This window comes from Saccharothrix isguenensis (assembly GCF_052936305.1).
The window spans coordinates 7,839,787-7,851,717 of record NZ_CP193626.1; the positions used below are offsets into that span (position 1 = coordinate 7,839,787).

11 protein-coding genes and 1 tRNA gene are annotated in these 11,931 nt (G+C 69.4%); 5 read left to right on the forward strand and 7 right to left on the reverse strand.

All coding sequences use genetic code 11. From position 1 onward, the window contains the following. The first annotated feature begins 21 nt into the window (after nucleotides 1-21). Entirely contained in the window at nucleotides 22-2,295 is a 2,274-nt protein-coding gene (locus tag ACRAKI_RS35590; RefSeq protein ID WP_447004845.1) for a (Fe-S)-binding protein, read from the forward strand. Between the two features lie 111 nt (nucleotides 2,296-2,406). On the opposite strand, the gene ACRAKI_RS35595 is transcribed toward ACRAKI_RS35590, so the two are convergent. Beyond that, a complete protein-coding gene (locus ACRAKI_RS35595) occupies nucleotides 2,407-2,784 on the reverse strand; it encodes a phage holin family protein (RefSeq protein WP_447004846.1) in 378 nt (125 codons plus the stop codon). Between the two features lie 95 nt (nucleotides 2,785-2,879). On the opposite strand from ACRAKI_RS35595, the gene ACRAKI_RS35600 reads away from it, so the two are divergent. Continuing rightward, nucleotides 2,880-3,863 (forward strand): cation diffusion facilitator family transporter, encoded by a 984-nt coding sequence (locus tag ACRAKI_RS35600; protein ID WP_447004847.1) that lies wholly within the window; start codon nucleotides 2,880-2,882, stop codon nucleotides 3,861-3,863. On the opposite strand, the gene dcd is transcribed toward ACRAKI_RS35600, so the two are convergent. After that, nucleotides 3,860-4,441: a dCTP deaminase gene (gene dcd, locus ACRAKI_RS35605; protein ID WP_447004848.1), complete on the reverse strand. Its 582-nt coding sequence runs from the start codon at nucleotides 4,439-4,441 to the stop codon at nucleotides 3,860-3,862. The two genes, ACRAKI_RS35600 and dcd, sit on opposite strands and share 4 nt — an antisense overlap. A gap of 38 nt (nucleotides 4,442-4,479) precedes the next feature. Between dcd and ACRAKI_RS35610 the strand changes: the two genes are divergently transcribed. Beyond that, nucleotides 4,480-4,550 (forward strand) — tRNA-Gly (locus tag ACRAKI_RS35610). Between the two features lie 291 nt (nucleotides 4,551-4,841). Further along, nucleotides 4,842-5,417, forward strand: coding sequence for a Uma2 family endonuclease (locus ACRAKI_RS35615; protein ID WP_447004849.1), 576 nt, complete (start codon nucleotides 4,842-4,844; stop codon nucleotides 5,415-5,417). Between the two features lie 326 nt (nucleotides 5,418-5,743). Here ACRAKI_RS35615 and ACRAKI_RS35620 read toward each other — a convergent pair whose 3' ends face one another. The 5 genes from ACRAKI_RS35620 to ACRAKI_RS35640 form a co-directional block, all read right to left on the reverse strand. Then, nucleotides 5,744-6,115 (reverse strand): helix-turn-helix domain-containing protein, encoded by a 372-nt coding sequence (locus tag ACRAKI_RS35620; protein ID WP_447004850.1) that lies wholly within the window; start codon nucleotides 6,113-6,115, stop codon nucleotides 5,744-5,746. A gap of 1,223 nt (nucleotides 6,116-7,338) precedes the next feature. Then, nucleotides 7,339-8,289, reverse strand: a complete 951-nt coding sequence (locus ACRAKI_RS35625; RefSeq protein WP_447004851.1) for a phosphotransferase enzyme family protein — start codon at nucleotides 8,287-8,289, stop codon at nucleotides 7,339-7,341. A gap of 32 nt (nucleotides 8,290-8,321) precedes the next feature. Beyond that, a complete protein-coding gene (locus ACRAKI_RS35630) occupies nucleotides 8,322-8,720 on the reverse strand; it encodes a DUF5313 family protein (protein ID WP_447004852.1) in 399 nt (132 codons plus the stop codon). Further along, nucleotides 8,717-9,166 carry a MarR family winged helix-turn-helix transcriptional regulator gene (locus ACRAKI_RS35635; RefSeq protein ID WP_447004853.1) on the reverse strand — a complete coding sequence of 150 codons (450 nt, stop codon included), beginning with the start codon at nucleotides 9,164-9,166 and terminating at the stop codon, nucleotides 8,717-8,719. The genes ACRAKI_RS35630 and ACRAKI_RS35635 overlap by 4 nt, the downstream gene beginning before the upstream one ends. Before the next feature lie 200 nt (nucleotides 9,167-9,366). Continuing rightward, the gene (locus ACRAKI_RS35640; RefSeq protein WP_447004854.1) at nucleotides 9,367-10,881 is read right to left on the reverse strand and encodes a sodium:solute symporter family protein; all 1,515 of its coding nucleotides are present in this window, start codon (nucleotides 10,879-10,881) and stop codon (nucleotides 9,367-9,369) included. Between the two features lie 243 nt (nucleotides 10,882-11,124). Here ACRAKI_RS35640 and ACRAKI_RS35645 point away from each other — a divergent pair, with 243 nt between their 5' ends. After that, nucleotides 11,125-11,829 (forward strand): response regulator transcription factor, encoded by a 705-nt coding sequence (locus ACRAKI_RS35645; protein ID WP_447004855.1) that lies wholly within the window; start codon nucleotides 11,125-11,127, stop codon nucleotides 11,827-11,829. Nucleotides 11,830-11,931 lie beyond the last annotated feature (102 nt).

Genomic DNA, 11,931 nt, shown 5'->3' on the forward strand with positions numbered 1-11,931 from the left:
ACGAGAAAGGCCGCCACCACAATGGGAGCCCTCCAGCTCACCCTCGGCGCCATCGGCGTCGCCGTCAGCGTGTACGCCTGGGGCCTGTTCGTCGCCGGTGTCCTGCGGATGATCAAGATCATCCGGCTGGGGCAGCCCGACGCGACCCGCAACGGGCCGTTCGTGCCCCGCATGCGCACCCTGATCGTGGAGTTCGTCGCACACACCAGGATGGCCAAGCTCCGCAAGGTCGCGCCCTGGCACTGGATGGTGATGTGGGGCTTCCTGATCGGCTCCGCGGCGCTGTTCGAGGCCTACGGCGAGGTCTTCTACCCCGGCTTCCACTGGCCGATCATCGGCACCTGGTCGCTCTGGTCGCTGCTGGTCGAACTGCTCGGCCTCGGCACCGTGGTCGGTGGTGTGGCCCTGGCGGTCATCCGCCAGCTCAACCACCCGCGCCGCGCCGACCGGGTGTCCCGGTTCGCGGGCTCCGACTTCAAGGCCGCGTACTTCGTCGAAGCGGTCGTGATCATCGAGGGCCTCGGCATCCTCGGCGTGAAGGCGTTCAAGCAGTCCTCCGGCCTGGAGGACCCGCCGCTGTGGTCGTCGTTCGTGACCGCGCCGCTGTCCGAGATCCTGCCCTCGAGCCCGAACTGGGTCTCGATCATGGCGTTCATCAAGCTGCTGTCCGCCATGCTGTGGCTGATCGTGGTGGCGAAGAACCTGACCATGGGCGTCGCCTGGCACCGGTTCAGCGCGTTCTTCAACATCTACTTCAAGCGCGAGGACGACGGCGGTGTCGCGCTCGGCGCGCTGAAGCCGATGATGAGCGGCGGCAAGGTCCTCGACCTGGAGGAAGCCGATCCCGACAAGGACGTGTTCGGCGTCGGCAAGGTCGAGGACTTCTCCTGGAAGGGCTGGCTGGACTTCAGCACCTGCACCGAGTGCGGTCGCTGCCAGTCCCAGTGCCCCGCGTGGAACACCGGGAAGCCGCTGTCCCCGAAGCTCCTCATCACCCAGCTCCGCGACCACGCGTTCGCCAAGGCCCCGTACCTGCTCGCCGGCGGCAGCAAGGACATGGCCGGCGACGAGGTCGGCCTGACGAGCGACAAGTACGAGGACTACAAGAAGCGCCTCGAGTCCGTCGACGTGCTGGCGATGGCCGAGTCGGAGCGCCCGCTGGTCGGCACCGCGGACGAGCTGGGCGTCATCGACCCCGAGGTGCTGTGGTCCTGCACCTCGTGCGGCGCGTGCGTCGAGCAGTGCCCGGTGGACATCGAGCACGTCGACCACATCGTCGACATGCGCCGCTACCAGGTGCTGATCGAGTCGAACTTCCCGTCCGAGCTGGGCGGCATGTTCAAGAACCTGGAGAACAAGGGCAACCCGTGGGGCCAGAACTCCAAGGACCGCCTGGCGTGGACCGAGGGCCTGGACTTCGAGGTGCCGGTGTTCGACGGCGAGCTGGGTGACGCCGAGTACCTGTTCTGGGTCGGCTGCGCGGGCGCGTTCGAGGACCGGGCGAAGAAGACCACCCGGGCGGTGGCCGAGCTGCTGCACACCGCGGGCGTCAAGTACACCGTGCTCGGGCCGGAGGAGACCTGCACCGGTGACCCGGCGCGGCGCGCGGGCAACGAGTTCCTGTTCCAGATGCTGGCGCAGCAGAACGTCGAGGTGCTGAACACGGTCTTCGACGGTCGCGGCCCCGGCCAGCGCAAGGTCGTCGTGACGTGCGCGCACTGCTTCAACACGCTGGCCAACGAGTACCCGCAGGTGGGCGGCACGTTCGAGGTCGTGCACCACACGCAGTTGCTGAACAAGCTGGTGCGGGAGCGGCGCCTGGTGCCGGTGGCGGAGGTCGCGGAGGACATCACCTACCACGACCCGTGCTACCTGGGCCGGCACAACAAGATCTACGAGGCGCCGCGCGAGCTGGTCGGCGCGTCGGGTGCGACGCTGCGCGAGATGCCGCGCCACGGCGACAGGTCCATGTGCTGCGGCGCCGGTGGCGCCCGCATGTGGATGGAGGAGCGGATCGGCAAGCGCATCAACCTCGACCGGGTGGACGAGGCGCTGGGCACCGCGCCGTCGAAGATCGCGACGGGTTGCCCGTTCTGCCGGGTGATGTTGACCGATGGTGTGACGGCACGGCAGAACGAGGGCGCGGCGGGCTCGCACGTCGAGGTCGTGGACGTGGCGCAGCTGCTGCTGACGTCCGTGCGCCGGGGCCAGGCCCTGGAGCGCGGGGACGTGCCGACGGACGAGGCGCCCACCGGCACGCCGCTGCCGGACGAGGACAAGACGCCGTCCGGCTAGTCCCTTGTGGCCGGTCGCTTGTGGACGGTGAACGCCCCTCGGTCCTGTTCGGACCGGGGGGCGTTGTCGTGTTCCCGGGTTGTCGTGTTCCCAGGTCGCGGGACTCGGCCGTCAGTCGGTGATGCGGTCGTAGACGAGGTTCAGGATCCAACTCGTCAGGGCCACGATGATCGCGCCGAAGAACGCCGGCCAGAAGCCGGTGACGTCGAACGGCAGGCCCAGTTCGCCCGCCAGCCACCCGGTGAGCCAGAACAGCAGCGCGTTCACCACGAGGCCGATCAGACCGAGCGTGACCAGGTAGAACAGGCAGCCGAAGAACTTCACCAGCGGCTTGACCACCGCGTTGACCAAGCCGAAGAGCAGCGCGACGCCGATCAGCGTGCCGATCTTCGCCGGTGTCGACGCGCCCTCTCCCAGGTCGATGCCCGGGATGAGCGTGGCGACCCAGACCGCCACCGCCGTCAGCAGTACGTGCACCAAAATGCCCATGCCGCAGGCTAACGGTGGCGGCGGCCGTCCAAAAGGGTCGGACGCGACGGTGGTCACACCGGGCGGGGCCTGCCGTCGAGCCCTAACGTCGAACCATGGCACCTGACCACTCGAAGGGCGGTGGGAGCACGGTCACCGTCCTCCTCGCCCTGGCGGTGAACCTGGCCATCGCGGTGATGAAGGCGATCGCCGGGGTGATCACCGGGTCGGCGGCGATGATGTCCGAGGCGGCGCACTCGGTCGCCGACACGTTCACCGAGGGCCTGTTGCTGACGGCGCTGCGCCGGTCCGCCCGCCCCGCCGACCGCAGGCACCCGTTCGGGTACGGCAAGGACCGGTACTTCTGGTCGCTGCTCGCGGCGGTGTCGCTCTTCGTGTCGGGTGCGGTGTTCGCGCTCTACGAGGGCTTCCGGACCGTGTTCGGCGCGCCGGAGGAGCAGAACAGCCCGGTGGTCGGGTACGTCGTGCTGGCCATCGCGTTCGTGCTGGAGGCGGTGTCGTGGACGCAGGCCGTGCGGCAGGTGCGGCGGGAGGCGCGGGCCGAGGAGCGGTCGGTGCTCGCGTTCCTGCGGATGTCGGACGACCCGACGGTGAAGACGGTGTTCCTGGAGGACTCGGCGGCGCTGATCGGGCTGCTGCTCGCGTTCGGCGGGCTGGGCCTGCACCACGTGACCGGTTCGTCGGTGTGGGACGGCGTGGCGTCGTTGGCGATCGGGGTGCTGCTCGCGCTCGCCGCCTACACGTTGGCGTCGACCAACCGGGGGCTGCTGATCGGCAGGCAGGCCGACCCGGTGCTGGTGCGGGCGGTGTGGGCGGAGATGCGGGCGGCGCCGGAGGTCGAGCAGGTGGTGGACCTGCTGACGATGGCGGTCGGCACGGACCGGGTGCTGGTGTGCGCGCGGCTCGACTTCGACGACGCGCTGGGCGCGGCGGAGCTGGAACGGGCGTGCGTCCGCATAGACGCCGAACTGCGTGCCGCGCACGCCGAGCTGGACGAGGTGTTCCTGGAGCCCGTGCCGCGGAACGACCCGGACCTGCGGTCGCGCGTGCTGGCCAGGTACGGGGCGCTGGAGCTCTAGCGCTTGGTGTCGGTGCGGTGGAAGTTCAGGTACGCGCGGGACGGCGTCGGGCCGCGCTGGCCCTGGTAGCGGGAGCCGGCCTGCGACGAGCCGTACGGGAACTCGGCCGAGCTGCTGAGCCGGAACAGGCACAGCTGGCCGATCTTCATGCCGGGCCAGAGGGTGATGGGCAGGTTGGCGACGTTCGACAGCTCCAGCGTGATGTGGCCCGAGAAGCCGGGGTCGATGAAGCCCGCCGTGGAGTGGGTGAGGAGGCCGAGGCGGCCCAGCGACGACTTGCCCTCGAGCCGGCCCGCCAGGTCGTCCGGGAGGGTGACGAGCTCGAACGTCGAGCCGAGCACGAACTCGCCCGGGTGGAGCACGAACGGCTCTTCGTCGGCCGGTTCGACCAGCGAGGTGAGGTCGTCCTGCTGCATCGTCGGGTCGATGTGGGTGTAGCGGGTGTTGTTGAAGACGCGGAAGAACCGGTCCAACCGCACGTCGATGCTGGAAGGCTGCACCATGACGTCGTCGAACGGCTCCAGCACCAGCCGGCCGGAGCCGACCTCCTTGCGCAGATCGCGGTCACTGAGCAGCACGGTGACAGCCTATGTGTATGATCGGGCTCGCAGCACGCGCGGGTGTAGTTCATTGGTAGAACGACAGCTTCCCAAGCTGTAGAGGCGGGTTCGATTCCCGTCACCCGCTCAGGTAGACGAAGGCCCAGGTCAGCACCGGTTTTCCCGGTTGACCTGGGCCTTCGTCGTGTTCGGGCGCTGCCCGCTTCACCTCGTAGGTGGGACGAATCCCACCTCTGCCGTATCGTTGTTTGGGGCCCGCCCCGCGCAAGCGGAGGTGGTCCGCACCTGGCCCGGTTCACCCGGGACGCGAGCCCTTCCCGGATGCGCGGGCGCACTCGGAAGGCTCGTGCACCAGGTCGACGGATCTTCCTCCTGCGCGAGACGGGCTCACCGGCAGCAGCGCCTCGGAGGCCACACCATGACCAGTGCACGCCGCTTGGACGGCTACACGTTGGAAGATTGGGAGCGCCTTGAGCCTGCGGAGGGCCACCGCGTCGAACTGGTCGACGGGCGGTTCGTGGTGAGCGCCGCCCCGGCTGTCGCGCACCAACGCGTCGCGGATCGGCTCTGCCGGTTGCTGGACGACGCGGTCGCCGACGGCGGCATGGAAGCCGTGACGGCAGTTGGCGTGCGCGTGGCCCCGGGACTGGGTTACATCCCGGACGTGGTGGTGTGCACGGAGCTGGTGGAGACCACCGCCGTCGAGGTCGAACTGGTGGCGCTCGCGGTCGAGGTGGTCAGCCCGTCGACCGCGCGCCGTGATCGGTTGGAGAAGCCCGCCGCGTTCGCTGCCGCCGGAGTGCCTGCCTTCTGGCGGGTGGAAGTCGGTCGTGAAGGTGGGCCGGTCATTTACTGCTACAGGCTGGACCAGGGCGTGTACGTGGAAACCGTGACGCTCCAAGACGGCGCCACCGGCACCGTCGACGTTCCCGGCGGTGGAACCGTCACGTTCGACCCCGCCGACCTGATCGGCTCGCGCCGTCCCCGGTCGTGATCAGCCTGTTCCAGCAGTACGAGCCCCAGGACGACCAGCTCGTGCAACTACCGTGCGACAAGCACCGGTCCATAACGGGCGACACCGGTCATTCATGGCCGAACACCCCGCAGGTCGTGATTCGGAGCAGGACTGACTGATCGGGTTCCCAAGCTGTAGAGGCGGGTCCGATTCCCGTCCGCTCCAGTGAACGAGGGCCCAGGTCGGTTGACCGGGGCCTTCGTCATGGTCGGGCCGGCGGACCCGCCCGACTGGACGAGCGCACCCGACGCGCCGCGGTCGGGCCCCGTGCGGTCGTGATCGCGTGCTGCGGTGGCTCAGAGGGGTCACACGCCCCGCAGTGGCGGGTAGGGCTCGCCGGGTGGGTGCTGCGACCTGTTGGCGTCCTTGGCGTCCTGGAGCTGGTCCTCCAGGGTGACGATGCGACAGGCCGAGTCCAGCCCTGTGCCCTGGTCCACCATCACCCGGACGCGGGCGGCCAGGCGCAGTTGGCTGCGGGAGTACCGGCGGTGTCCCCCGACCGAGCGCTGCGGCTCGATCAGCTTGGCCTCGTCCAGGCTGCGCAGGAACCCAGCCGAAGTGCCGAGCATCTCCGCGGCCCGTCCCATGGTGTAAGCGGGGTAGTCGTCGTCGTCGAAACGCTCGGCCGTGGTCTGCGCGTCCGGCACCTGGTGGTCGTGGGCTTCCTGTGGGTTCATCGCACCTCCGCATCACGAGGGGCCCCGGCGCAGTAGCGCCGGGGCCCCGGGGTGTTGGGTTCCACTTCCACCTAGCCGACCGTGAGACCGGCTTCCTCTGTCCGCGCCACCCGCACTGGAAGCGGGCGCTGCGGGGATCGCATGTGCGTAACCGCAGGCCACCTTCGAAACCGATGGAACTGCGGTACCCGTCCGGCCGAGTTCAGCCGAAGCCGGGCGATCCGATGGTGTACAGCCCTTCCCTTTCCTCTGATTACTACTTCTCGCACTCTCACGCGACGGTCGGCACCGGTCCTGATGCACGTGCCGGAATCACTTCACCGACCACCCTTGGCCACCTACCTGGAGCCCCGTCCACTGATCGGCTCCGGCACACCTGGCCGTACTGCACACCTACTGCCACTCACCACAACTGATTTAACCGCTTGCCATTTCATCCAGTCGTCGGCACCGGGATCGTTCCTCCGGTCGTAACCGCCGATCAACCCTTGGTCCACTGCCGCGGAGGCCCCTTCACCGACTGGCCCCAGCACGTCCGACCGTCAAGCACCTAGCTCACGGGCAGTTCGTCATCTCCCGTGTCACTGACTTTCTCTCTTCCAACGAGGTGAATACTACACACACAGGCACGCGAATGTCTACCTCGGCGGTCACAGGTTTTCTGACTCAGGCAACAAAAGGCTCTCACCAGCGAAGATCGCTACGGCTGCTGGCGAAAAGTGCTCGGGGTGCACGACACCACGTACGAGCTGAACGTGGTGAGCGGCCGGCCGCGGGACCTGGAGGCGGACGACTGGCACCGCGGGCACGTCGACGAGGGCGAGTTCGCGACCGCGGTGCAGGAAGGGCGACCACGTGGTCTGTCCGCGCCACGATCAGGGGACATGGGGCACATGGTGTACGTGCGGTTTCAGAGGGCGGTCCGGCATGAGCGGGGGTTCTTCCCAGGGGTGTTCTGGCTGGTCAACAAGCTCGCCCGGGACGGGGTGCTGACCGACGGCGAGGAGCGGTTCCGGCGGGAGGCCAACGACTGGTACGACGCGGCGTACACGACGCCGTCGCACGTCGACCCGACCGTCTACGACCGGGAGCTGAACCCGGGCGCGGTGGCGTGGTTCAAGTCGTCGGCCCGGCACCTGGTCGAGCGGGTCGACGGGTACCTGGAGATCCTGACCGCGCACGGGGTCGCGTGGGAGCGGGTCGAGTCCACCGATCCCGCACGGCTAGCGGAGGCGGTCCACCCAGGAGTCCGACCGGACGAGGGACGTGCGCAGGTCGGCCAGCAGCTCCAGCGCGTGGGTGTGGGCGGCGGCTCGTTCGGGTGGGGTGACGGGGCGGTGGCCCAGTGCCCGCCACACCATCCACGCGGCACCGGCCAGGTAGGTGTGGAGCAGGCCGGCGAACGCGGCGGGGGACGCGGGTGGGCGGTGGCCGCCCGCGGCTTCGTACGACTTGATCACCGTGTCGAACGCGGCGCGGTCCTCGCCCAGCCCGCTGAAGTACAGCGCCGCACGGGTCAGCTCCCACTCCGCGTAGTCCGGACCCGCGCCGTCCCAGTCCACCAGCAGCGGTCCGTCCGGGGTCTCCAGGACGTTGTCCGGCTTCACGTCCCGGTGCGTGCCCACCGGCGTCAGGTCACCCGTGTCCGCGGCGATCGCGAGAGCCTCGGCGATGTCCGGCAGGTACCCGCGCACGGCGGCGGTGAAGTCGTTCGGCGCCTCGTCCAGCCACTCCAGCCACTCCTCGACCGGGTGCGGCTGCCGGTCGGGCGCGCCCGCGGCGGGAAGGGCGTGGAGGGACGCCAGGGTGGCGCCGACCCACGCCGAGACGTCCGAGGTCAGCGGCCCGCCCTCGTGCCACTCGTGCACCAGGTAGCTGGCGACCTCGTCACCCACCCGGACGTCCGCCAGCAGCGGCGCGGCCGGTTCGAGCGGGTGGACGGGGCGCGGCATGGGGAAGCCGCGCGCGTGGGCGGCCAGTTGCACCTCGGCGGACACCAGGTAGTCCCGCATCCACCAGTCCTCACGCGACCGGTTCAACCGCTTGACCGCCCACGTGCCCCGTGACGTGCGCAGGCGCCACATCAGGTGCGCGCGCCCACCCGCCACGGGCGTCCACGGTTCGAGGACGTCACCGAGCCCGAACGCCGCCGCCACCCTCGTCTGCCACTCCACACCGTCAGACGCTAGGCGACCCGCACGGAGATTCAGGACCCGTTTTCCGTCGAACGCCACACCTGCTCGTAGCGCTCCTGGTCGCGCTTCGTCCGCTCCTTGCGCACCTCCGCCGCCGCGCCCGCCGGGTAGCCGTACTTCGTCATCCGGTGGTCGGTGCTCTCGATCGCGTACGACACACCGAAGTACACGCCCACCACCAGCCCCAACGACCCGCACGCGACCGCCAGCGGCCACGGGGAACCCAGGCCCAGCACCAGCGCCAGCGTGATGGCCACCGTCAACGGCAGCACCTGGAGGAACATCCGCACGGCGAACCAGACCAGCCACGTCGGCTTCGTCGCCTGCCGGAACACCCACTCGCGGTGGCGCGGGGGGAGCCTGCCGCCGAGCAGGTACCACGCGCGCAGCGGGACGCCGGGCCGGCTCACGTCCGCTCCGTCGCGGCGATCACCCTGGTCAGCGCCGAGTGCAGGTCGCGCAGCTCGTCCAGCGACATGCCCAGCCGCTCCACCACCGCCGGCGGGATGGCCAACGCCTGGTCGCGCAGCGCCGCACCGGTCTCCGTCAACGTCACGGCGAGCAGCCGCTCGTCCGCCGCGTCACGCGACCTCGTCACGTACCCGATCGCCTCCAGCCGCTTGAGCAGCGGCGACAGCGTGGCCGGCTCCAACGCCAGCAACCGGCTCAGCTCCTTCACCGACAGCGGCGCGCGGCCCCAGAGGGCGAGCATCACCAGGTACTGCGGGTGGGTCAGCCCCATGGGCTCCAACAGCGGCCGGTACAGCCCGACCACGTTCCTGGACGCGATGGACAGCGCGAAGCAGACCTGCCGTTCCAGGGCCAGCGGGTCCTCGACGTTTTGTGCACTAATCATTAGTGCCCACACTACGTCGTGACCCGCGGTCCACGGATGCGACGATCACCACAGGGGGAACGGTTGAGGCGTCCGGTGGCCCACCGCCCGCGCAGCGGCTTCTTCGCCGACCGACTGCGGCTGTTCCTGCACCTCCGCCGTGCGGGCGCGATCGACGACGCGCCCGCACGGCGGAGATGACCGAACCCACGGTCAACAGGTCACGTGCGCGCGGGCACCTTCTCCTCGTCCGGGTCGGACCGCAGCGAGTCGACCAGCGCGTCCCGGTCCGCCGACGGCTCGGGCTTGAGCACGAGGCCGATCGCCAGGTACAGCACCAGCGACACGAGCAGCGGCCAGGACACGATCACCGCTTGGGTGACGAACTCGACCTTGTTCTGCTGCATCACGTACAGCACTGCCCACGTGCCGAGGCCGCCGATCACCGACGCCTTCGCGGCGGTCGGGCCGACCTTCCGGAACCACGGCAGCATGCCGAGCATCAACGGGATCGCGATCGGGCCCATCGTGGCCGCCACCAGCGCGATCACGACCTTGAGCACGAACCCCTTGGTGTCCGCGGTCAACGCGATCGTCATGCTCAGGCCGATGAACGCGAACGTGGTGACCCGCGCCAGCTGCAACTGCGCGGGCTCGCTGAGCCGCGTCACGCCCTTCCACAGCCTGGGCAGCATGTCCCGGGTGATGACGGCGGAGATCACGTTGGCGTCCGACGACACCATCGCCATGGTGTGCGAGAAGAACCCCGCCAGCACCAGACCGATCATGCCCGCGGGCAGCATGAGCTTGCCCATCTCGACGTACGCCTGCTCGGCGTTGCCCTCCATGCCCGGCACGATCAGCGGCGCCGCCCACATCGGGAAGAACAGCACCAGCGGCCAGAGCAGCCACAGCGCGCTCGACAGCAGCGCCGAGCGCTTGGCGGCGGCACCCGTGGGCGCGGCCATGTAGCGCTGCGCCAGGTTCCACATGCCGCCGTTGTACTCCAGCGTCTTGATCAGGAACAGCGCCATGAAGAAGATCAGCGTGTACTGGCCGGACAGCGGCTCGGAGTGCCGCTCCGGCAGCTGGTCCCAGATCTTCCACATGAAGTCGATGCCGCCGAAGTGCGCGGCGACCGCGACGAACATCGCGATGCCCGCCACGCCCTGGATGATGAACTGGCCGAAGTCGGTCAACGCGTCGGCCCACAGGCCGCCGAGCACCGAGTAGACCATCGTGACGGCGCCGACGACCGTGATGCCGAGCCAGATCGGGACGCCCGCGAAGCCTTGGAGCAGCAGCGAGACCGCGACCCACTTGGCCGCGATGTCGACCACCTTCAGCGCCGCGCCCGCCCACGCCATGATCTGCTGCGTCGGCACGTCGTAGCGGCGGGCCAGGTACTCCAGCGGCGACTTGACGCCGTGCTTGGAGCGCAGCCTGTTCCACGCGCCGGCCCACAGGAACGCGCCGATGCCGACGCCGAGCCCGATCGTGAGCGCCCACCAGATGTAGACGGTGAGCCCGAGGCGGTAGGCCTCGGCGGCGAAGGCCACGAACATGACCGCGCTGTAGCCGGACATGTGGTGCGAGATGCCGGACAACCACCAGGGCATCTTGCCGCCCGCGGTGAAGAAGTCGGAGATGTTCTTGATCCGCCCGCGTGACCAGTAGCCGATCGCCACCATCACGAAGAAGTACCCACCGACGACGACCCAGTCGAGGGTGTCCATGAGGCCTCCACGAGTGCTCGGCCCACGGGTGGCAGCGCGTGATTCGGGCGGCGGTGCGCGGCGTCCCACATGGGTGTGTGACGTAGGTCTTACGAGGCTGTTGCCTCCGGCGGAAGGCCGTGGGCGATCATTGAGTCACATTCGTGACTCTTGTTCATGTACATGACCAGCGAGACCGCCCATCTACGGAAAGTAGTGAGGTGAATCGGCGTCATGGCCGGTTCGCCGGCAGGTCGCACCGGCATGCGAACCGTTCTCAACGCGCGCCCGGTCGTGCCGGGCGCCGAGGGGCGAGGCCCTGGACCGGGGATCGCCCTGGTCGACCCACTGCCCCTGTTCCGCGAAGGACTGGCGGCCGTGGTCCGGCGAACACCGGCCATGCACTGGCTGGGCGCCACCGGACACCTGAACACGGCGGTGCGGATGCACGAGCGGCTGAGGCCCGACGTGCTGCTGATCGACTCGATGCTCGATCCGCAAGGTCACCTGGCGACCCTGCTGACCGGCAACGACTCGTCCCTGGCGGTCATCTCGCTGGTGCGGGAGCCGCACCGGACGGCGAAGTTCGTGCGCGCGACCCTGACCGCCGGCGTGAGCGGGATGGTGCCCCGGTCGGCCGAGATCGCCGAGGTGATGCAGGCGGTCGCCCGGACGCACCTGGACCGGACGTACCTCGACCCGACCCTCGCGCCGCTGGCCTCCGGGTTCACGCCGACCGCCGAGGCCGGCACGCGGCGGTCGCTGTCACGCCGGGAGTACGAGGTCCTGCAGCTGATCGCGGACGGACTGGAGAACCAGGCCGTGGCGAGCGAGCTGTACGTGTCGGTGGAGACCGTGCGCACCCACGTGAAGAACATCCTCCGCAAGCTCCGCGCCCGCGACCGCACCCACGCCGTGTCGCTCGCCTACCAGTCCGGCCTCCTGTCCGGCGGCGTCCTGCAAACCTGACCCGACACCCCGCGAGTCGTCCGCTCGGGCACCGCGAGTCGTCCGCTCGGGCACCGAACCTTCCGCCCGGGAAGTCCGCACCTCACGCCCGTCTGCTTCGCC